Origin of the sequence: Rhizobium sp. NFACC06-2 (genome assembly GCF_900101425.1) — a bacterium.
GTDB lineage: Bacteria > Pseudomonadota > Alphaproteobacteria > Rhizobiales > Rhizobiaceae > Agrobacterium > Agrobacterium leguminum.
In genome coordinates this window covers 207,098-229,206 of sequence record NZ_FMVA01000003.1, presented here as the reverse complement: position 1 = coordinate 229,206, position 22,109 = coordinate 207,098, and the positions used below count along the sequence as shown (strand labels likewise).

Here is a 22,109-nt window from a genome sequence, read left to right as displayed (position 1 = left end):
CGATTGAATCGGCCGCAAATTTCATCACGCTTAAATTTGCTGCACTGAACAACATTCAAGGCTTGGCAGGCGCGCGAAAAATACAATAACAACGGCGGATATTTTTACATTGTTATCGACACGAAAGCACGCACAGCCCATGTCCGACACGACCAAACCCGCCAGCACAAGAACATCGGTTACGGATCAGGAAGCCCTGGATTTCCACGCGGAAGGCCGGCCCGGGAAACTGGAAATCACCCCGACCAAACCGATGGCGACGCAGCGGGACCTGTCGCTCGCCTATTCGCCGGGCGTGGCCGTGCCGGTGAAAGCCATCGCCGAAAATCCGGCGACCGCTTACGACTATACCACGCGCGGCAACATGGTTGCGGTCATCTCCAACGGCACCGCCATCCTCGGCCTCGGCAATCTCGGCGCGCTCGCCTCCAAGCCGGTCATGGAAGGCAAATCCGTTCTATTCAAGCGCTTCGCCGATGTCGATTCCATCGATCTTGAGGTCGATACCGAAGACGCCGATGAGTTCATCAATTGCGTGCGTTACCTTGGCCCCTCCTTCGGCGGCATCAATCTGGAAGACATCAAGGCGCCGGAATGTTTCATCATCGAAAGCCGCCTGCGCGAGCTGATGGACATTCCCGTTTTCCATGACGATCAGCATGGCACCGCCATCATCGCCGCCGCCGGCCTCATCAACGCCATCGAACTGACGGGCCGCGACTTCAAGACAACGAAGCTCGTCTGCAACGGCGCGGGTGCGGCGGCAATCGCCTGTATGGACCTCATCAAGGCCATGGGGTTCAACCCTGAAAACATTACGCTCTGCGATACCAAGGGCGTGATCTATCAGGGCCGTACCGAAGGCATGAACCAGTGGAAATCCGCCCACGCGGTGAAAACCAACAATCGCACGCTGGCGGAAGCCATGAAGGGCGCTGACGTGGTATTCGGCCTCTCCCAGAAGGGCGCTTTCAGCGAAGAGATGATCCGTTCCATGGCGCCGAAGCCAATCATCTTCGCCATGGCCAATCCCGACCCGGAAATCACCCCCGAGGAAGTGTCGCGCATTCGCGACGACGCCATCATGGCGACCGGGCGCTCGGATTACCCGAACCAGGTCAACAATGTCCTCGGCTTCCCCTATATCTTCCGCGGCGCGCTCGATGTCCGCGCCAGCCAGATCAATGACGCGATGAAGATCGCGGCGGCACAGGCGCTGGCCGATCTTGCCCGCGAGGATGTTCCTGATGATGTGGCCGCCGCCTATCAGGGCAACCGCCCGCGCTTCGGATCGCAATATATCATTCCGGTTCCCTTCGATCCGCGCCTGATCTCGGCCATCCCGGTGGCCGTGGCGAAAGCCGCCATCGAAACCGGCGTCGCCCGCCGTGAGCTGCCCGATCTCGACGCCTATGCCCGCGAGCTTTCCGCCCGCCGCGACCCAATGGCTTCCACCACGCAGCGCCTTTACGAGCGGGTGCGCCGCTCTCCGAAGCGGGTCGTTTTTGCGGAAGCCGAAGAAGAACAGGTCATGCGTGCGGCGATTTCCTTCACCGCGCAGGGCCTCGGCACCGCCATCCTGCTCGGCCGTGACGATATCATCAAGGCCAATGCGGAACGCGCGGGCATCGATCTCGACCGTGCCAATATCGAGATCACCAACGCCCGCCTTTCCAGCCGCGTCGATGCCTATGTCGATTATCTCTATGCGCGTTTGCAGCGCGGTGGTTTCCTGCTGCGCGACGTGCAGCGTCTGGTCCACAACGACCGCAACCATTTCGCCGCCTGCATGGTGGCGATGGGCGATGCGGACGCCGTGGTCACCGGCGTTACCCGCAACTATTCGACGGCGCTGGAGGATATCCGCCGCTGCATCAACACCAAGCCTGGCCATCGCGTCATCGGCGTTTCGCTGGTCGTCTCGCGCAACCGCACCGTCTTCGTTGCCGATACCGCCGTGCATGATATGCCGAACGCGGAAGACCTTGCCGATATCGCCGAAGAAGCAGCCGGCCTCGCCCGCCGTTTCGGTTACGAGCCGCGCGTTGCCATGCTCGCCTATTCCACCTTCGGCCAGCCGACCGGCGAACGTTCCGACAAGGTGCGCGAGGCGGTGAAAATTCTCGACAGGCGCAACGTCAATTTCGAGGTCGACGGCGAAATGTCGGCCGATGTGGCGCTGAACCATCACCGCATGCAGAGCCAGTATCCCTTCGCCCGGCTTTCCGGCCCGGCCAATGTGTTGGTCATGCCCGCCATCCATTCGGCCTCAATCTCCACCAAGATGCTGCAGGAACTGGGCGGCGCAACCGTCATCGGCCCGCTTCTTGTCGGTCTCGACAAATCGGTACAGATCACCTCGATGGGCGCGAAGGACAGCGACATCGTCAACATGGCGGCAATCGCGGCCTATAATGCCGGACGATAAGAACAGGGCGTGCGGCTTTTTTCTTCTCCCCGGCGGGGAGAAGATGCCCCAAAAGGGCAGATGAGGGGGCACGCTCTCCGCATATCGCTCGCCCCCCCTCATCCCGCTGCCGCGACCTTCTCCCCGACGGGGCGAAGAGACGAGCCGGATGCGCTTGCTCCGCATGGGGCCATCCGGTCCTCAGCGACATCCGGACAACCCCCCCCCTCCTGACAAACTGGCACATAGCAAGGGAGGAAAAGAACAGGATTCTACAATTCAAAATTATTAGGATAATTTTTCTCTCCAAAAGATTTATTGGAACCGGATTTTATTCATACTATTTTTCACGCAATGCCAATTCTCGCTCTTGGCGGGTGCCTCATGTAGTTTCCACCTACAATCAAAAGGAAATACCCATGGCCCTCTCTTTCTCCAGATTTGCCGCAAAACTCATTGCCGGAACGGTTGTCATCGCTACGATGGCCACCGCCGCTCACGCGGACGCAACGCTCGACCGCATCAAGGGTCGCGGCAAGCTCACCGTCGGCGTCATCCTGTCCGGCGCGCCTTTCGGCTTTATCGATCCGAAGACGCAGGAGCAGAAGGGTCTCAACATCGACGTCGCCAAGGCGCTGGCCGCCGGCCTCGGTGTCGAGCTGGTCACCGAAACCGTGACCCCGCCGAACCGCGTGCAGTTCCTGCAGCAGGGCAAGGTCGATATTCTGATCGCCAACATGCAGTACACAGAAGAGCGCGCCAAAACGCTCGATTACGTACCGACCCCCTATGACCGCCAGGGTGGGGCCGCCATCGGCCGCAAGGACAGTGGCATCAAGGACTGGCCGGACCTGAAGGGCAAGATCGCCTGCGTTTCGCAAGGCTCCAACTACACCCAGCCGCTGATCGAGCAATATGGCGCGCAGGTAAAGGCGCTGCCAAGCCAGCCGGAATCGCTGCTGGCGCTCAAGGGCGGCAATTGCGACGTCTCCGTTCACGTCAACGGCACGCTGAGCCTGATGCTCCAGGACCGCGCCGATGAGTGGAAGGATTACGGCATCCTTATTCCCACCGACCTCATCCCATCGGATTCCGTGATCTGGCTGCGCAAGGGCGAAAGCGACACGCAGGCCGCTCTCGACAAAATCGTCAAGGAACTGCACGCGTCGGGCAAGATGCTCGAATTCGCCAAGGCCAACCGTCTGCCGAGCATCGGCTATATGGAAGAGCAGCAGAAGAAGCTTTCGGCGCAGTAAGGAACCGGGCAACTCGCTCACTCCGTCACCCCGGACAGGATCCGGGGTCCAGCGCGGTCAAATCCTTGTTCGCGAAAGACACCTTCACGGCGCAGACGCGCCGTGGCTGGATGCCGGATCATCATCCCCGGGCTTGTTCCGGTGGCCGGCATGACGCAAGGGCGGCTGCTATCATGGCGATTTCCCCTGACTATCGGGAACGGTCGGTTTCGCCCACCGTTCTTTTCTGCTTTAAAGCAAGACAGGTCATTCTGGGGCCGCCTGCAGGGCGGCGCACCCGCGACAACAGCATGGATTTCCGATGCAGGATGGATTTACAGCGCGCTTCATAGAACTGGCCGCGCATCTCGGCCTCAACTATGACTTTCTGAACAGCGGTTACGAGGTTCAGATCTGGCTCGACGGCATGAAGATGACGTTGATCCTCGTCGCCGTCACTTTGCCGCTCAGCCTCGTCTTCGGCTTCATTTTCGCGGCCATGCTGACATCGGGCAAGGTCTGGCTTGCCGGCCCCGTGCGCGCCTATGTGGAACTGACGCGCAACACGCCGACGCTGGTGCAGCTGATGTGCGGTTTCCTTGTGCTTAACATGCTGATTTCCAACGCTCTCGGCGGCGCGCAGAACAATCCGCTGACACCCTTTTTCTGGGTCGTCGCCATCACCGGCCTGCACATTGCCGCTTTCCATGCCGAAGCGTTGCGCGGCGGTATCGAGGCAGTGCCGGCCACCACCATCGAGGCGGCGCGTGCGATCGGTTTCAGTTCCTTCGAGATTTTGCGTTATGTGGAGTTTCCGCTGGCCATCCGCACGGCGCTGCCCTCCATCATCAACAACCTCGTCAATCTGGTGAAGCTCACCACGGTCGGCTCGGCAATTGCGGTGGGTGAAATCACCTATGCCTCGATCCTGATCTGGACACAGCGCGACAATGTGGTCGAGCTGATGATCGTCATCCTGATCTTCTTCAGCGTCATCAATTTTATCGTCGCAAGGGCCGGTCTCTGGCTTGAACGGCGTCTTGCGGTTCCGGGGTTCGGTCAATGAGTGCGGTGGTTTCTCCAACACAGGCGGTGAAGAAGCCACCTTTCGGCACCATTCTGCTGCTCGGCGTGTTGATTGCCGTCATTCTGTGGCTGATCCTCGATCCGTCCCTCGGTCAGGTGCTGCTGCAATGGCTGCCCTATCTGGCCAAGGGTTTTGCCATGAATGTGCTGATCAGCATCCTTGCGATCGCCATCGGCACCTTCATCGGCGTCCTCCTCGGCATCATGGAGCTTGCGCCCTATCGCCTCGTGCGCGCGCCTGCGCTCACCTATGTCCAGATATTCCGCAACGCCCCGCATCTGGTGCTGATCTTTGCCGCGACCTACATCTTCCCCTTCGAGATCGTCGCTTTCGGCAACTACATTCCCTTCCCGGACTGGATCAAGGCCGTCGTCGGTCTCGCCATTCCGGCCAGTGCCCATATCGCCGAAATCACCCGCGGCGCCATCCAGTCCATTCCGACGGCGCAATGGGAAGCGGCGCAGGGGCTGGGCTTTTCGCGCAACCAGACACTGCGCTGGATCATCCTGCCGCAATGCGTGAAGCGCTCGCTGCCGCCATGGATGAACCTCTATGCGTCGATCACCATGGGTACGGCGCTCGCCTCACTGGTCGGCGTGCATGAACTTCTGCACGCCGCGACAGACGCCAGCACCGCCGTACAGCGCAACGATTTCACCGTTGTGGTTTACCTCACCGTTCTGATGGCGTTCTTCCTGTTCTGCTATCCTGTCTCCCGTTTCACGCAGCGCCTCGAGCGGCGCTTCGCTTCCCGCTGATTGGAACAAGCCATGTCCGCACCCGCACCACAAACCGCCGCAAAAGCACTGGTTGAACTGGAAGGCATACACCTGTCCTTCGGTGACAATCAGGTCCTGAAGGGCATCGACCTTACGGTGAACAAGGGCGACGCCGTCTCCATCATCGGCCCTTCCGGCTCCGGCAAGTCCACCATCCTGCGCTGCATCAACGGCCTGCTCATTCCGCAATCGGGCAAGATCACCGTCGGCGGCACGCGAGTGGACCTGCTGAAGACCGAGGCTGAGCGCATCGCGCTGCGCAAGCGCATCGGCATCGTGTTCCAGCAGTTCAACCTCTTTCCGCATCTGACGGTGATGGAAAATATCACCATCGCACCGATCAAGATTCTCGGTACGCCGAAGGCGGAAGCCGAGCGCCATGCCCGCGAATTGCTGGAAAAAGTGCGTCTTTCCCAGAAGGTCGATGCCTATCCCGGCCAGCTTTCCGGCGGCCAGCAGCAGCGTGTGGCGATTGCCCGCGCACTTGCCATGCGGCCGGAACTGGTGTTGTTCGATGAGGTCACCTCCGCACTCGACCCGGAAACCGTGGGCGAAGTGCTCGCGGTCATCCGCGATCTCGTCAATGACGGCATGACCAGCATTCTCGTCACGCACGAAATGCGTTTTGCCGAAGAAATCAGCGACAATATCGTCTTCACCGAAAACGGCCTGATCGTCGATCAGGGCACGCCGGAGCACATCTTCTACAAGTCGACCAATCCGCGCATCAACGCCTTCGTCAAGGGGCTCGGTGGGCAGGTGGCACGGGTCAATGACGGCGAAGGGATATGATGCCATGACCGCCGACGAAAAACTCACCCTTCATCTTGCAGAAGCGATTGCCGCCTCCGATCCCCTGCGTGACGAGGATGCGGTGGCCATCGCCCGCACGGCGCTGATCGATTTTTTCGCCTGCGTGCTGGGTGGCGCTGCCGACAGAAGCACGAAAATCCTGATCGACAGCTTTACACCTGGAACCTCAGGCGCGGCGGGCATTATCGGCCACGATCTGCGCACAGATGCCTTCACCGCCGCCCTCATCAACGGTCACGCCGGGCACGTGCTTGACTATGACGATGTGCACGGCAGCGTGCGCGGCCACCCGACCGTCGCCATCATTCCCGCTTTGCTGGCTGTCGCGGTCGAAGAGAGCTCCACGGCCGATGCCTTCATCGCCGCCTATATTGTCGGGCTGGAAACCATGGCGCGGCTTGGCCTGTCGCTCGGAACGAAGCATTACGAAAACGGCTTCCACGCCACCGCCACGCTCGGCCCCATCGGCGCTGTAGCAGCGATTGCCCATCTCCTGAAATTCGATCCGCAGACAACAGCCGTTGCGCTCGGACTCGCTGCCACCCAATCGGCCGGGCTTCGCCTGCAATTCGGTTATGACGCCAAGCCGCTGCATGCCGGGCTCGCCACGCGCGCCGGCCTTACCGCCGCGCGGCTGGCGCGATCAGGTTTTCAGGGCGCGCCGGATTTTCTGGAAAACCCCATCGGTTTTTATTCCGCCTACGCCTTCGGCGCCGAACAGCCAAAACGCGTTCTCTCCGGCTGGGGCGCACCCTGGCAAATCGTCTCCCCCGGCCTCACCCTAAAGGCCTTTCCCTGCTGCACCGCCAGCCATCCCGTTGCCGTCGGCGCGCTGGCGCTGCGCAACAGCAATAATCTGACGCCGGACGAGATCGAAACGGTCACCATTACCTTCCCGCCCGGCGGCGATGCCGCCCTCGTCGGGCCGGCCACGCCCACGACCGGCATCGATGCGCGCTTCAGCGCCGAATATGTCTTTGCCGCAGCGCTGACGGATGGAGCGCTCGGCATCGGCCATTTCGACGAACGCCCGACGCGCGACGACCTGCTTGCCCTTTCCGCCAAAGTCTCACGCCGGCATGACGAGACCGCCCGCCGCCTCTCGCCCGATCCGACCACCCGGTTCGTGGTCATCGACGTGACGAAGAAGGACGGCACGGTGCTGTCGCGCCGTGTCGACGGCCTTCCTGGCATCGATGACCCGACCGAAAAATTTGCCGACGCGACCGGCGGCAATGAGAAATTCGCCGGCATTCCGGCACTGGTGCGGTCCATGAAAACCGCAGCTGACCTCAGAAAGCTCGAAACGCTTCTGGTATCGCAAATATAACTGGACCGACATGAAGGCATGATCCCCATGACCACCACGACACGCAAAAGACAGATGCATCTCGGCCTTTTCCTGCAGGGCGCGGGGCACCACGTTTCCGGCTGGCGTCACCCCGATGCCGAAGCCGGCAGCGAAAATTTCGATCTGCTCACCCGTGTTACGAAAATGGCCGAAGCGGCGAAGTTCGACATGGTATTCTTGGCCGACGGCCTGACCAGCGGCGTCGACGCCCATCCCTCGATGATCGCGCGTTTCGAGCCGCTGACCCTGCTGGCAGCCCTTGCCATGGTCACCGACAAGATCGGGCTGGCCGCAACCGCCTCCACCACCTATGGCGAGCCCTACCACACCGCCCGCGCCTTCGCGTCCATCGATCATCTGAGCCATGGCCGTGCGGCGTGGAACATCGTCACCACCTCTTATGCCCGCACGGCGGCGAATTTTTCCAAGGACCATCCCGAGCATGACGAGCGTTATGCGGTGGCGGAAGAATATGTGAATGTCGTTCGCGGCCTGTGGGACAGCTGGGATGACGACGCCTTCGTCAAGGACAAGCAGGCGGGCCGCTACGTCGATCCGGAAAAGGTCCATATCCTCAACCACGCGGGCAAATATTTCACGGTCAAGGGACCGCTCAATATTCCGCGCTCGCCGCAGGGCCACCCGGTTCTCATCCAGGCGGGCTCTTCCGGGCCGGGGCAGGATCTCGCCGCCCGCACCGCCGATATCGTATTCACCGCCCAGCAGGCGATTTCCGAAGCGCAGGCCTTCTATACGAGCCTTAAAGCCCGCGTGGAAAAATTCGGCCGCGATCCGGCGAGCGTCGCCGTGATGCCCGGCTTCATGCCGATCATCGGCAGGAGCTTTGAAGAGGCTGGCGAAAAACTGAAGGAACTGAACCGCTGGACCGATATCAAGAGCGCCATGCCGCTGCTTGAAGAACGCATCGGCCACAGCCTCACTGATTACGATCTCGATGGCCCGCTGCCGGACCTGCCGATTTCCGACCAGCTGCGCAGCCGCGCCGAACTTCTGACCGAACTGGCGCGCCGCGAAAAGCTGACGATCCGGGAGCTGGCGCTGCGCGTTGCCGCCGGCCGCGGCCACCATATCGTCATGGGCACGGCCAAGGATGTGGCGGACCGGATGCAGGAATGGTTCGAAAACGGCGCGGCTGACGGCTTCAACGTCATGCCGCCCTTCTTCCCCGGCGGGCTGGAGGAATTCAACCGCGAGGTCGTTCCCCTGCTGCAGGAGCGCGGCCTGTTCCGCAAGGACTACGAAGGCTCGACGCTGCGCGACCACCTCGGTATCGAACGACCGGCGCTGAGGTGAAAAAAACCATGCGGATGCCCGTTCAAAGGCATCCGCATCCACCGAATCCCATTCTCAAGCTGAAGCGGGCCTGAGCCCGCTCCTTTACGCGGCCGCTCGTGCCGACATCTGGTCGCGCCGGGCCGTATTCGGAGTATCCGGGCGGGTGGACGATCCGTCTTCCCGCTGCACCGTACGGCGGTTCAGCTTGAACAGGCTGACAAGCTGCGCCAGCGCATCCGCGCCCTGCGCCAGCGTCGTGCTGATCACCGTGGTACGGGCGCTCATCGCCGCATTCTCCTGCGTCATCCGGTCCAGCCGGTTGACCGCCTTGTTGATCTCGCTGATGCCGACGGCCTGCTCGTCCGCCGCCTTGGCGATCATGTCGACATTGCCGTCAATGTGCCTGACCAGCGCGTCGATCTGCTTCAGCGCTTCGCCGGTTTCGCCCACCAGCCTGACGCCTTCCAGAACCTCGATGCCGGAATTGTTGATCAGCGCCTTGATTTCCTTCGCGGCATTGGCGGAACGCTGCGCCAGCTCGCGCACTTCCTGCGCCACGACAGCAAAACCCTTGCCCGCGTCACCCGCGCGCGCAGCTTCCACGCCGGCATTCAGCGCCAGCAGGTTCGTCTGGAAGGCGATTTCGTCGATCACACCGATGATCTGGCTGATTTCCCGCGAAGCCGTCTCGATACGCTGCATGGCATCGACTGTCCGCTCCACGACCTCGGTGGAAGCCACGGTGGATGTCCGCGCGCTCTGAACGAGCTTGCGGGTCTCTTTCATGTTTTCTGTCGAGGAACGGACCGTCGCGGTGATTTCTTCGAGTGCTGCCGAAGTCTCCTCGAGCGCCACCGCCTGCTCACGCGAACGTTCGGCGAGATTGACGGAGGCTTCGCTGACTTCCTGGCTGCTGCGGGTCAGGTCTCCGGTCTGGCCGAGAACATTTTCCAGCGTCTTCTGGAATTCAGCGATGGATTTATTGAAATCGTGGCGCAGCCGTTCGAACTCGCCGACGAAGGGTTTGTCCAGCGTAATACGGATATTGCATTGAGAAAGCCGCTCGAGCGCAGCACCAAGTTCCTCAACCGCATGCATCCGGTCCGTCACATCGAAAGCGAATTTCACTACCTTGAAGACGCGGCCCCGATCATCAATGATCGGATTATAGGAGGCCTGAATGAAGACGCGTTTGCCATCCTTGCCAAGGCGCATGAACTGCCCCGTCGAGAAGTGGCCCTTTCCGAGTTCCTTCCAGAAATCCCGATAGTCCTGAGACTGGACATAGGCAGGCTCGCAGAACATCGAATGATGTTTGCCGATGATGTCTTCCGCCGTGTAACCGAGCGTCGCGAGGAAATTTTCGTTGGCGCTGAGGATTTTCCCTTCGGGCGTAAATTCGATTATGGCCTGCGCGTGGGAGAGCGCCGCCAGTTTCCCGTCATCCTCAGCGCTCTTGCGCTTGATCGAGGTGATGTCGGTTGCAATCTTGACCACCTTGTAGGGCTTGCCGAAACGGAACACGGGATTGTAGGAAGCTTCGATCCAGATTTCGTCGCCATTCCTAGCCCGACGTCGATACTGACCCTGATCGTATTCGCCACGCGACAGCTTCGCCCAGAAGCTCTTGTATTCAGGCGAGGCCGCATCTTCGGGAGACAGGAACATGCTGTGGGTACGCCCAACGATTTCAGACTGCTGATAGCCGACGGCCTTGCAGAAATTATCGTTCGCTTTCAAAATCTTGCCGGTCAGATCGAACTCGATGATGGCCTGTGAGCGGCTAAGCGCATCAAGCACCGCAGAAGCTTCAAGACCAAGTTTAGAAAAGTAAGACATCTTTTTGAAACCCCCAAACAGTAATCCATATGCAGACCTGCTCCACCCTCGAAATATAGAGATGAAAAACGGTCGGCCCGCCTGCACGCGAAACTAGCCGGACACTGTTAAATAGCGATTAATAATGAACCATAACTATTGATCCGGAACATCAATCGACCGCGAGTATGCTTCATCGCGAATATATTCGCCTTGTTTATTTCGGACCGCTTATTTGCCACAGTGCTGATATTTCTGCGCCGGCAATACGATACGGCCTTTCATCGGGGCGGCATTCATTGTTATGCGGGGTTGAAAGATTTGTGTTGCAGGAGCGCCGATGACCAAAACCCTGAAATGCGATGTGCTGGTGATCGGCACCGGCATTATCGGTTCCATGGCGGCGCTTTATCTGCAGAATGCCGGACGCGAGGTGGTGCTGCTGGAGCGCGGCGAGGTTGCCCGGGGCGCGAGTTCCGGCAATGCCGGCATTCTGGCCTTCCCTGAAATCATCCCCATTCCCGCGCCCGGCATCATGAAAAAAGCGCCGCGCTGGCTGTTCGATCCGCTCGGCCCGCTCAGTGTGCCGCCCGCCTATGCGGCGAAGATCGCACCCTGGCTGTGGCGTTTCTGGCGCGCGAGCGCCGAGCGCAACTTTCGCCATGGGCTGAAGTCACTCACGGACATCAACCGCCTGGCTGCCGTGGAAATGGCTCATGTAGCGGCGATGCCGGAACTTTCGCATCTCGTTTCGAAAACCGGCACGCTCGATCTTTACGACAGTGAGGCAAGTCTCAATGCCGCCCGCGGGGACTGGGACGAAAAGGAAAGCGCCGGCTTCACCTTCCAGCGCGTCGGCCGCCCCGAAATCGAGGAACTGCAGCCGGGTCTCGCGCCCCAGTTCCGCCATGCCATGTTTTCGCCGGATGGCCTGCAGGTCACCGACCCTTACGATTTCACCCGCGCCATTTTCGATCTGGTAATCGCCCGCGGCGCCAGCCTGCGCAAAGGCGAGGCCGAACGCATCGATGCCGTCGGCGAAAGTACGATCGTGACGCTGGAAAATGGCGACAAGATCGATGCCGACAAAGTGGTGATCGCTTGCGGCGCCTGGTCGAGAAAACTTGCCGCGACGCTTGGCAACATCGTGCCGCTGGAAACGGAACGTGGTTACAACACCACGCTTTCCCCCGAAGCCTTCAACCTGACGCGCCAGCTTTATTTCAACGATCATGGCTTCGTCGTCACTCCGCTATCGACGGGCATCCGCATTGGCGGCGCGGTCGAACTCGGCGGGCTGGAATTGAAGCCGAATTTCCGCCGTGCGGAAGCCATGCTGAAGAAAGCAGGACGTTTCCTGCCCGGCCTCAAACTGGAAGGCGGGAAACAATGGATGGGGTTCCGCCCGTCCATGCCGGACTGTCTTCCCGTCATCGGCACGGCACGCGCCACCCCGTCCGTCATCTATGCCTTCGGCCATGGCCATCTGGGGCTGACACAATCGGCAGCAACCGCCCGTCTGGTGACGCAACTGGCCAGCGGAGAGGAGACGGAAATCTCGATCGATCCTTTCCGGCCGGGACGTTTTTCCTGAGTTCGGGAAGGCGGAGCTATTTCACCGGCTGCATGGAACCGTCCGGAAACACCACCTCGGCGAAGGACGGATAGACCTTACGCAGGATCGTGACCTGCTGTTGGTCGCTCACCCCCAGCAAATACCAGTCCGCACCGTCCATCAGCGCCAGCGTGTGGGATTTCGCCTCTATCGTCTGGCCGCCGGTTTCCATCACCGTCCTGGTCGGAATGAGCGCATAGGGCGTTCCATCGGACGTTTGCGCAAGGCTGATCGCCTGCGTATCCATGGTGAACTCGGTTATCTTGACCGCCGCGAGCGCCATCTGCATCTGCGCGGTCAAGGCGCCACGCAATTGCTTCGCGGTAATACCCGCTTCGCCTGCGATGAATTCAAAGATTTTCGGCGGCACCGTCTTGCCGACGACATCGAAATCCTGCGTGCTCAAAGCCGTCTGAAATCGCTCTATCTGCGTGCGAAGACTATCCTGCTCGGCAGGTGAGAGATCGCGTGACAAAGCGGGATGCGCAATCGCCACCAGCAGAAACAGACAATATAACAGACGATTCATGGCTTGGCCTTTCCGGTTATCCGGCATCGCCCGGTCCCCGGCACGGGAACCGCTCATGAACGGGATCGTTCAGCGCAGCAAAAAGAAACCCGCAGCCGACAGCACGACGAAGACGACCAGGCCACCAAGGAAGCCGGCGGTGGTGAAGAAACCCGCGACCATGGCCAGCATCAGGACGCACAGCATCATGGTGCCGTACTTCGTCAAGGCCAGAAAACCGTTATAGGTCTTTTCGTGCTCGGCGTAGTTCATCTCGGCGCCGACTTCGACAGGACCCGTGTGGTGTTCGCTCATTCCGCTTCCCCTTGTGCTCCATCCGTCATACCCGTCACACGGTAAATCTGCCCGTGGACGATCACGGGCCAATGCCGGATTCTCCGTAACCAGAGGTAACATGAAGTCGCCGAAAAGCGCAATGCGTTCTCAGCGAAAGAGCGGCAACGGCATGCATCGTTGCCGCTCAACCGGGCAAAACATGTCATTGGGCAACATTCTTTCGCAAACGGTTGAAAACGGCGGTCCGCCAAGCTGTTTCATGGTGGTTTTGGTTGCTTTTCGAACCGCCTGACCATACACGGGATTCTGTGGGGAGGAGCTCTGGAGCCTGTGGCAGCGGAAGCACGTGGAGGCGTGGCCGCAGCAGGGCCACCGGGCTTTACTCTCCGCCATAAACCCGCAAAGGGCCCGAAAAGGGAAGAGGGGAAAGTTATGAAATCGCTTTTAAAACTAAGCGCGCTGATAGACCTTGCAAGCGAAGCTCTGGGCAAGGCTGCCGGTTATCTCGTGCTCATCTGCTGCCTCGTCAGCGCCGGCAATGCCATGGTCCGTTATGCCTTCAATTACAGTTCGAACGGCTGGCTGGAGATCCAGTGGTACATGTTCGCTTTCATCGTGCTGATCGGCGCATCCTACACGCTGCGCATGAATGAACATGTGCGAGTGGACATCATTTATGGTGCGATTTCACCGCGCAGCCGCATCTGGGTGGACATTATCGGCATTGTGCTGTTCCTGCTTCCCGGCTGCTTTTACCTCGCCTGGCTTTCCTGGCCCATGTTCACGCTATCCTGGCATCAGAGCGAAATGTCCTCCAATGCCGGCGGCCTCATCCGCTGGCCGGTGAAATTCATCATCTTCGCCGGTTTCGCCCTTCTGGTTCTTCAGGGTTTTTCCGAACTCATCAAGCGCATAGGCGCCCTCAACGGGCTTTATGCGCTCGATACGAAGTACGAAAAACCCCTGCAATGATCGCACCGATCTGAACCTTCAGGATATTTCCCATGTTCGAATATGGTATTCTTCCGCCACTGATGTTCCTCGGCATGATCATCTTCATGCTTTACGGATTTCCGGTTGCTTTCTCGCTCGCCACCGTCGGTCTCGTTTTCGGCGTCATCGGCATCTTCACGGAGCATTTTTCGCCGGCCTTCCTTCAGGCCCTGCCGCTGCGCATCTTCGGCATCGTCTCGAACGACCTTCTGCTGGCCATCCCCTTCTTCACCTTCATGGGCGCGATCCTCGAGCGATGCGGGCTTGCAGAGGATCTGCTTGAAGGAACGGGCAAGCTGTTCGGCGCCATTCCCGGCGGCCTTGCCTATGCCGTCATCATCGTCGGCGCGATCCTTGGTGCGATTACCGGCACGGTTGCCGCCTCGGTCATCACCATGGGCGTCATCTCGCTGCCGATCATGCTGAAATATGGTTACAACCCGCGACTTGCCACCGGCGTCATCGCCGCATCGGGAACGATCACGCAGGTCATCCCGCCTTCGCTGGTGCTGATCGTGCTTGCCGACCAGCTCGGTAAATCCGTTGGCGACATGTATCTGGGCGCCATCGGCCCCTCGATCCTGCAGGTCGCCATCTTCATGCTCTTCATCCTGTTCATGTCGGTCGTGCGGCCGAAGGACCTGCCGGCGCTGCCGCCGGAAGCGCGGGGAGAGCTCAACCGGGCGCTGGTGTTCCGCGTGCTGGCGGGCATGATCCCATCCATCGTGCTGATTTTCCTCGTGCTCGGCACCATTTTCCTCGGCCTCGCGACGCCCACCGAAGCCGGTGCGCTCGGGGTCGTGGGCGCCATGGCGCTGGCCGCCGCGCACCGCCGCCTCACCTGGGACCTCATCAAGCAGGGCATGCATTCCACCATGCATATCACCTCCATGGTGGTGTTCATTCTGGTCGGCGCCACCTGCTTCTCCCTCGTCTTTCAGGGCATGGACGGTTCGCTCTGGATCGAGCATATGCTATCGGGCATTCCGGGCGGCCCCATTGGCTTCCTGATTTTCGTCAACATCTTCATCTTCTTCCTCGCCTTCTTCCTCGATTTCTTCGAAATCGCCTTCATCGTCATTCCAATGCTGGCGCCGATCGCCCAGTCGCTCGGCATCGACCTCATCTGGTTCGGCGTTCTGATCTGCATCAACATGCAGACGAGCTTCATGCATCCGCCCTTCGGATTTGCGCTGTTCTACCTGCGCTCTATCGCGCCGCGCACGGTCAAGACATCGGATATCTACATGGGCGCGATTCCCTGGCTCGGCATGCAACTTATCCTCGTCGCCATCGTGATCTTCTGGCCGGAATCCGTCACCTACTGGCTGGACAAGGCGCCCGAAGTCGATCTGAATTCCATCAAGATCGAAGTGCCCGCCTTCGGCAATCAGGGTGGCAACACCATGCCCAATTTCAGCCAGCCGGGTGGATTGCCGGGCATGCCGAATCTTGGCGAGCCCCCGAAGATCGGGCCCTGATCGGCATCTTGTAAGGGCTAGGCGAAACGCTTATGATTGTGGAGTGGAAGACAGGGTTGCGCCCCTGCCTTCCGTTTATTCTCTTTAGAAATGGAACCGGACAGTCACTGACCAGCCTGTCCGGTTTTTCCTAATGACGAATGCAATGCTCAGCGTTTTCCACATCGCATCACCTCCACAGTTGAGAGCAAGGCCTTTGCCGAGGTCGGCGTGGCCAATCCTCGCCGACACTCCAGCTGGCCCCGGAGCCTGCTACTTTTGCCCACAACGGAATTGATCGTAAATCATCCTTTGTTGTCGGATGCGTGAAGGCATGCGCGAACAACAAAAACCCCGGAGACCGAAATCCCCAGGGCCTTTGCTCGGTCCGCCGTCACCGAATAATCAGAGCTTGCCGTTACGCTGCTGGATCATCATGAAAGTATCGAACGTGTATTCCGCAAGCTGCATCCACAGATAACCTTCGCGCTTGAAGGCGACCTGATCTTCGTAGATCTTCTTGAAGTCCGGATTGGAGGCCGAAATATTGGCATAGACCTCCAGCGCAGCCTTGTAGCAGGCCTCGAGGATTTCCTGGCTGAACGGCCTGAGCACAGCACCTTCAGAGACGAGCTGCTTGATGGCGATCGGGTTTTTCGCGTCGTATTTCGCCATCATGCTGGTGTTGGCGAAGGCGCAGGCGTCCTGCAGCGCCGTCTGGTAGTTTTTCGGCAGGCTGTTCCACTTCTCCAGATTGACGAAGGAATGGATGACCGGGCCACCTTCCCAGAAGGCGGGATAATAGTAATATTTCGCCACCTTCTGGAAGCCGAGCTTGTGGTCGTCATAGGGACCGACCCATTCCGCCGCGTCGATGGTGCCTTTTTCCAGCGCCGGATAGATATCGCCGCCGGCGATCTGCTGCGGCACAACGCCGAGCTTTTCCACCACCTTGCCGGCAAGACCCGCAATGCGCATCTTCACGCCCTTGAAATCGTCGACGGTGTTGATTTCCTTGCGGAACCAGCCGCCCATCTGCGCGCCGGTATTGCCCGAAATCATGCCGTAGAGATTGTGCTTGGCGTAAAACTCGTTGAGCAGCTTGTTGCCGTTGCCTTCATAGAACCATGAGTTCGTGAGGCGGGCATTGAGGCCGAAAGGTATTGCCGTGCCGATGGCGAAGGTCGGGTCCTTGCCGACGTAATAATAGGAGCAGGTGTGGCACATTTCCACCGTGCCGGACGATACGGCATCGGCCGCCTGCAGGCCGGGCACGATTTCACCGGCGGCAAAGGGCTGGATGGTGAAATTGCCATCGGTTGCGGCGGCGACATGCTTGGCGATATCTTCCGCGCCGCCATAGATCGTGTCGAGCGATTTCGGAAACGACGACGTCAGGCGCCAGTTGATCTTGGTATTTTGCTGTGCAATGGCGGGCGCGGCCAGCGCTGCCGTAGCAGCTCCCGCAAGCGCACCTTTTTTCATAAAGGAACGGCGATCCATCTATATCCTCCCAGATATGAACGCTGCCCGCAGCTTTGAATTCCCCTCGTTGCTGTTCAGGCATCGCAGCAAAGTAAGCACGGTTACGGCCTGGCTGACAAGCACCCGCACCAAGAATTAATCGCGGAAAAACCGGCCTTTCCTGGAATTTTCGGAAACTCTGCTTCGTATTTTATTTTCAACTGAAATATCCCGGCATCGCCTTATACTTTAGGCGCATAAAGGATCCTCATAACGCAAAACGCATGCTTGACTTGGCCAGCCGGCAGTCGCACAAATTTCGAATATTCGTCCCGGAGCCACCATGCCAAAACCCATTATCGCCGTTCCCGCCGACATCCGGCATTTCACCGGTGCCGACTGGCACGCCGCGCAGAACCAGTATGTTTCCGCCGCGCTGAAGGTGGCTGGTGTCATGTCCTTCATTGTCCCGGCCTTCGAGGACGGAAACGAGGTCGACGCTATTCTCGACCGGGTGGACGGCCTGCTCGTGTCCGGCTCCGCCACCAATGTGCATCCTTCCCTTTACGGAAAAGAGGCGAAAGAAAGCGACGGCCCGTTCGATCAGGCCCGCGACGCCACCAGCCTGCCGCTCATTCGCCGCGCTATCGAACGCGGCATCCCGATGCTGGCCATCTGCCGCGGCATTCAGGAGCTGAACGTCGCGCTGGGCGGTACGCTTGCGTCCGAAATTCAGGAGCAGCCTGGCATATGGGACCACCGCAAGCCGGAACATGACGACCGCGACGTGGCCTTCGCCATCCGCCAGCCGGTGCATGTGCGCGAAGGCTCCTGCATCGCACAACATCTTGGCATGTCGGGCGAAATCCAGATCAATTCGCTGCACCGGCAGGCAATCGCCGAGACCGCTCCACGCCTGCAGGTGGAGGCGACGGCGGCGGACGGCACCATCGAGGCCGTTTCGGTCATCGACGCGAAGGGATTTGCCGTCGGCGTGCAATGGCATCCGGAATATTGGGCTGAGACCGACGCCCCGTCGCGCGCTTTGTTCGAGGCCTTCGGCAAGGCCGTCCACGACTATCGAAACAGCAAGGCATGAACCTTAGCTAATCCCCCCGGCTCATAAGAACACAAAAAAGGGGCAAGCCTGACGGCCTGCCCCAAGTCTGGGAGGAGGATTTAGCGCTTTGCGCGTTTCTTCTGTCGGTAGACGTCGGCAACGACCGCGGCCACGATGATCAGGCCCTTGACGATTTCCTGATAATAGGCGTCCACCCGGAGGAAGGTGAAGCCCGACGTCATGACACCGAGGATGATGGTGCCGATCACCGTTCCGGTGATGCGGCCTGCACCGCCGGCGAGCGATGTGCCGCCAATAACGGCTGCGGCGATGGCGTCGAGTTCATACATCACGCCCATGCCGGCCTGCGCCGTCTGGGCACGGGCGGCGGTGACAACACCGGCGAGACCGGCGAGCAGGCCAGCAATGGCATAGACCTTGATCAGATGCGCCTCGATATTGATACCGGACACGCGTGCCGCCTGCTGGTTGGCGCCGATGGCATAGGTGAACTTGCCGTAGCGGGTGTAACGCAGCGCCACGTGGAAGATGACGGCGACGACGAGGAACACCACGACCGGCCAGATGCCCGTGCCGATGAAGTTGAAACCGTCCGTCAGACCGGAGATCGGCTGACCCTTCGTATACCACTTGGAAAGGCCACGCGCCGTCACCATCATGCCAAGCGTTGCGATGAAGGGCGGAATTTTGGTGCGAGCGATGAGTTGCCCGTTGATGAAGCCCGCAAGGGCGCCAGCCAATATGCCAACGGCGAGCGGTATGAAGAAGGGCAGATCGGTCAACCCCGGATAAAGCGCCCGCGGCCATGTGGACGATTGCGCCACGCTGGCGGACAGCATCGCCGTCAGGCCGACGACGGAACCGGAAGAGAGATCGATACCACCGGTGATGATGACCTGCGTGACACCAACCGCGATGATGCCGATCACCGAAACCTGCAGGATCATGATCGTCAGGCGCTGCTGGTTCATCAGGAAGCTCTGGCCGATGAAAATCCAGCCGAGAATTTCATAAACCAGCGCGATGCCGATCAGCACGAAAAAGATATTGGCCTCCGGCGGGATGCGCCGGTGCGGCTTGCGTCCGGATTTTGCGTCCAGCTCTGTGTTGGCGGCGGCGTTCGTATTCATAGTCATTCCTCCTCGAGAAATCCCGGCGCGCCTCACCGCGATGCGAGATCCATCACTTTAACCTGCGTGGCTTCACTTCTATCAAGGAAGCCCGTCACCCGACCTTCATGCATGACCATGACACGGTCGCTCATACCCAGAACCTCCGGCATTTCGGAGGAAATCATGATGACGGCGACGCCCTGGCGCGCCATCTCGCAAACCAGCTTGTGAATTTCCGCCTTGGCCCCGACATCGATGCCGCGTGTCGGCTCATCCAGAATGAGAATCCGCGGCTTGGTCAGCATCCAGCGGCCGATCAGCACTTTTTGCTGGTTGCCGCCAGACAGGTTCTCGATGCGCTCGTAAAGATGCGGCGTCTTGACCCGGAGCTTGCGGCACATCTCCTCGCAGGCATCAGACAGCGCATTTTCCTGCACGAAGCCATTGGCGACATATTTGTCCTGCAGGACGGCGATCTGCATGTTCTCCAGAATATTCAGGATCAGCAGGCATCCCGTATCCTTGCGATCCTCCGTCAGGAACGCCATACGGTGACTGATGGCCTTCGTCGGGCTGTCGATCGAAACCGGCTTGCCGTCGATTGCAATCGTGCCCGAGGATGCGGGCGTTACACCGAACACCGTTTCCGCCACATTGGAGCGGCCCGATCCGACAAGGCCGGCAACGCCGAGAATTTCACCGGCGCGCACCTCGAAGGAAACGTCGTGGAAAACGCCGTCGAGCGTGAGATTCTTGACCGAAAGCACCACGTCGCCGATCGGAACCTCTTCCTTCGGGAACATCTGGGTGATTTCACGGCCCACCATCATGCGGATGATGTCGTCACGCGTTACATCGGTCGAGGCGTGGGTGCCGATATATTTGCCGTCGCGGAAAACCGAAAACTCATCGGCGATCTCGAACAGCTCGTTCATCTTGTGGGTGATGTAGACGATACCGATACCGCGTTCCCGGAGATCGCGGATGATGCGGAAGAGATGCTCGACCTCGCGCTCCGTCAGTGCGGATGTCGGCTCGTCCATGATGAGAACGTCGGAATCATAGGAAACCGCCTTGGCGATCTCGACCATCTGGCGACTTGCCACCGAAAGCTCGCCGACGCGGGTTTCCGGATCAAGATCGATGCCAAGCCTTTCCAGCAGCGTTTCGGTGCGGCGATACATTTCGCCATGGTCGATGAGGCCCAGCCGGTTCTTCGGCTCGCGGCGTATCCAGATGTTTTCCGCCACCGTCATATAAGCCATCAGGTTCAGTTCCTGATGGATCATGGCAATGCCGTTTTCCAGCGCATCGAGCGGGGAATCGAGACGTATGTCGGCGCCTTTCAGGCGGATTTCGCCACTGTCCGGCTGGTAGATGCCGGCCAGGATCTTCATCAGCGTCGATTTTCCGGCGCCATTCTCGCCCATCAGCGCATGCACGGTGCCGCGCTTCAGCTTGAACTGCACATCATCAAGCGCCACGACGCCGGGAAATTCCTTGCGTATGCCTTCCGCCGCGAGAAGATACTCAGCATTCGGCACGGCTCCGCTGGCGCGCACGGCGGCCATTGTCGATGGACTGACGACCATCTCATCCTCCACAATAGACAAAAATGACCGGAAACAGGCTTTGCCAGATGGCGCACCCTTGCCTCCGGGGAGGCTTGCAGCGCCATGTCGATCACGACATGGAAGGCGCTGCAACACTTTGAATTCACTGAAATTCAATCGTAATCCGCTCGCGCACCGAAGCTTGTTTTCGGCGCCGTCGGAAACCGGCATCTGCCTCCAATATCAATCTGAACGGGCGCAGATGCCGGAAGGCGGCCGTTAGTTCTTGGCCACGTAGTCCTTGACGTTTTCAGGCGTGACGAGCTGGAAAGGAATGTAGACCTTCTTCTCCACCTTGTCGCCCTTGACGAGCTTCAGCGCAGCATCGAGAGCGCCCTTGCCCTGCCCTGCCGCATCCTGGAACACCGTCACATCCAGATCGCCCGCCTGCATCGCGGCAAGGGCGTCCTGCGTGGCGTCAACGCCGGCGACGACATAGCTTTTCATGTCCTTGCCTGCGGCCTTCAGGGCCTGGATCGCGCCAATCGCCATTTCATCGTTGTTGGCGATGACGGCATTGAATTCGATACCGCTGGAAAGCCAGTTGGTCACGAGGTCGGAACCCTGCGTGCGCTGCCAGTTCGCGGTCTGCTCTTCAACAACCGAAATGCCCTTGCATTCGTCGGTCTTCAGAACGTCCTTGGCAGACTGCGTGCGCATGCGTGCCGCCTGGTTGGAAAGCTCACCCATCATGATGACCGCATTGCCCTTGCCACCGAGAAGGCGGCAAACTTCTTTCGCTTCAAGCGTGCCGGCCACCGTCTCGTCGGAGGCGACGAATGCCTGGCCGTCCGGCAGGCTATCGACGTTCACCGGCTGGCGGTTGACGTAAACCAGCGGAATCTTGGCGTCGGCGGCGAGCTTCGACATGGCCGCCGTCGCATCCGTATCAACCGGGTTGACGATGATCGCGTCGACCTTGGACGCGATGAAATTCTGGATCTGGCTCTGCTGCTTGGCAACGTCGTTCTGCGCGTCCTCGACCTGCAGGGTCACGCCCTTCAGTTCCTTGGAATAATCCTGCATGCCGTTGCGCAGCACGGTCAGGAAGTTGTCGTCGAACAGGGCCATCGAGACACCTACGGTCTCCGCATGCGCCGCCGTGCCCAGAAGCACAGACATGGCTGCGCCGATGATAAATTTCTTCATTGTTTTCTCCTCCTCGGTGTCCGGCGCCACC

18 protein-coding genes are annotated in these 22,109 nt (G+C 59.7%); 11 read left to right on the top strand and 7 right to left on the bottom strand.

Translation table 11 applies throughout. From position 1 onward, the window contains the following. Positions 1 to 139 precede the first annotated feature (139 nt). The 7 genes from F3H58_RS07935 to F3H58_RS07905 all read left to right on the top strand — a co-directional run bounded on the left by F3H58_RS07935 (position 140) and on the right by F3H58_RS07905 (position 8,986). A complete protein-coding gene (locus tag F3H58_RS07935; protein WP_003524555.1) occupies positions 140 to 2,428 on the top strand; it encodes an NADP-dependent malic enzyme in 2,289 nt (762 codons plus the stop codon). Positions 2,429 to 2,826: 398 nt separating this feature from the next. After that, on the top strand, positions 2,827 to 3,663 hold the full coding sequence (locus tag F3H58_RS07930; RefSeq protein ID WP_149741815.1) for a transporter substrate-binding domain-containing protein: 837 nt from the start codon (positions 2,827 to 2,829) through the stop codon (positions 3,661 to 3,663). Positions 3,664 to 3,964: 301 nt separating this feature from the next. Continuing rightward, entirely contained in the window at positions 3,965 to 4,708 is a 744-nt protein-coding gene (locus F3H58_RS07925; RefSeq protein ID WP_003524557.1) for an amino acid ABC transporter permease, read from the top strand. Further along, complete coding sequence (locus tag F3H58_RS07920; protein WP_080854538.1) at positions 4,705 to 5,487, top strand: amino acid ABC transporter permease; 783 nt, start codon at positions 4,705 to 4,707, stop codon at positions 5,485 to 5,487. The genes F3H58_RS07925 and F3H58_RS07920 overlap by 4 nt, the downstream gene beginning before the upstream one ends. Before the next feature lie 12 nt (positions 5,488 to 5,499). Continuing rightward, entirely contained in the window at positions 5,500 to 6,300 is an 801-nt protein-coding gene (locus F3H58_RS07915; RefSeq protein ID WP_078052519.1) for an amino acid ABC transporter ATP-binding protein, read from the top strand. 4 nt (positions 6,301 to 6,304) lie between these two features. Then, positions 6,305 to 7,651, top strand: a complete 1,347-nt coding sequence (locus F3H58_RS07910; protein ID WP_149741814.1) for an MmgE/PrpD family protein — start codon at positions 6,305 to 6,307, stop codon at positions 7,649 to 7,651. Between the two features lie 18 nt (positions 7,652 to 7,669). Next, positions 7,670 to 8,986 carry an LLM class flavin-dependent oxidoreductase gene (locus tag F3H58_RS07905; protein WP_188128822.1) on the top strand — a complete coding sequence of 439 codons (1,317 nt, stop codon included), beginning with the start codon at positions 7,670 to 7,672 and terminating at the stop codon, positions 8,984 to 8,986. An 84-nt stretch (positions 8,987 to 9,070) separates the two neighbouring features. Here the strand turns inward: F3H58_RS07905 and F3H58_RS07900 are convergent, their stop codons facing one another. Further along, on the bottom strand, positions 9,071 to 10,807 hold the full coding sequence (locus F3H58_RS07900; RefSeq protein WP_149741812.1) for a methyl-accepting chemotaxis protein: 1,737 nt from the start codon (positions 10,805 to 10,807) through the stop codon (positions 9,071 to 9,073). Positions 10,808 to 11,126: 319 nt separating this feature from the next. Here F3H58_RS07900 and F3H58_RS07895 point away from each other — a divergent pair, with 319 nt between their 5' ends. Continuing rightward, positions 11,127 to 12,380, top strand: coding sequence for an NAD(P)/FAD-dependent oxidoreductase (locus tag F3H58_RS07895; protein ID WP_149741811.1), 1,254 nt, complete (start codon positions 11,127 to 11,129; stop codon positions 12,378 to 12,380). 16 nt (positions 12,381 to 12,396) lie between these two features. On the opposite strand, the gene F3H58_RS07890 is transcribed toward F3H58_RS07895, so the two are convergent. Continuing rightward, the gene (locus F3H58_RS07890; RefSeq protein WP_188128821.1) at positions 12,397 to 12,930 is read right to left on the bottom strand and encodes a hypothetical protein; all 534 of its coding nucleotides are present in this window, start codon (positions 12,928 to 12,930) and stop codon (positions 12,397 to 12,399) included. A gap of 69 nt (positions 12,931 to 12,999) precedes the next feature. Continuing rightward, positions 13,000 to 13,224, bottom strand: a complete 225-nt coding sequence (locus F3H58_RS07885) for an aa3-type cytochrome c oxidase subunit IV (RefSeq protein ID WP_003524572.1) — start codon at positions 13,222 to 13,224, stop codon at positions 13,000 to 13,002. A 414-nt stretch (positions 13,225 to 13,638) separates the two neighbouring features. Between F3H58_RS07885 and F3H58_RS07875 the strand changes: the two genes are divergently transcribed. Together F3H58_RS07875 and F3H58_RS07870 are read left to right on the top strand one after the other, a co-directional pair. Further along, positions 13,639 to 14,178, top strand: coding sequence for a TRAP transporter small permease subunit (locus F3H58_RS07875; RefSeq protein WP_149741810.1), 540 nt, complete (start codon positions 13,639 to 13,641; stop codon positions 14,176 to 14,178). A 32-nt stretch (positions 14,179 to 14,210) separates the two neighbouring features. After that, entirely contained in the window at positions 14,211 to 15,680 is a 1,470-nt protein-coding gene (locus F3H58_RS07870) for a TRAP transporter large permease (RefSeq protein WP_078052517.1), read from the top strand. A 384-nt stretch (positions 15,681 to 16,064) separates the two neighbouring features. Here F3H58_RS07870 and F3H58_RS07865 read toward each other — a convergent pair whose 3' ends face one another. Continuing rightward, the gene (locus F3H58_RS07865) at positions 16,065 to 17,162 is read right to left on the bottom strand and encodes a TRAP transporter substrate-binding protein (RefSeq protein WP_003524575.1); all 1,098 of its coding nucleotides are present in this window, start codon (positions 17,160 to 17,162) and stop codon (positions 16,065 to 16,067) included. A gap of 304 nt (positions 17,163 to 17,466) precedes the next feature. Here F3H58_RS07865 and F3H58_RS07860 point away from each other — a divergent pair, with 304 nt between their 5' ends. Beyond that, entirely contained in the window at positions 17,467 to 18,222 is a 756-nt protein-coding gene (locus F3H58_RS07860) for a gamma-glutamyl-gamma-aminobutyrate hydrolase family protein (RefSeq protein ID WP_149741809.1), read from the top strand. Positions 18,223 to 18,302: 80 nt separating this feature from the next. On the opposite strand, the gene F3H58_RS07855 is transcribed toward F3H58_RS07860, so the two are convergent. The 3 genes from F3H58_RS07855 to F3H58_RS07845 all read right to left on the bottom strand — a co-directional run bounded on the left by F3H58_RS07855 (position 18,303) and on the right by F3H58_RS07845 (position 22,078). Then, positions 18,303 to 19,334, bottom strand: a complete 1,032-nt coding sequence (locus F3H58_RS07855; protein WP_003524582.1) for an ABC transporter permease — start codon at positions 19,332 to 19,334, stop codon at positions 18,303 to 18,305. A gap of 32 nt (positions 19,335 to 19,366) precedes the next feature. Next, on the bottom strand, positions 19,367 to 20,908 hold the full coding sequence (locus F3H58_RS07850) for a sugar ABC transporter ATP-binding protein (RefSeq protein WP_080857299.1): 1,542 nt from the start codon (positions 20,906 to 20,908) through the stop codon (positions 19,367 to 19,369). Between the two features lie 240 nt (positions 20,909 to 21,148). Further along, complete coding sequence (locus tag F3H58_RS07845; protein WP_003524584.1) at positions 21,149 to 22,078, bottom strand: sugar ABC transporter substrate-binding protein; 930 nt, start codon at positions 22,076 to 22,078, stop codon at positions 21,149 to 21,151. Positions 22,079 to 22,109: the final 31 nt, after the last annotated feature.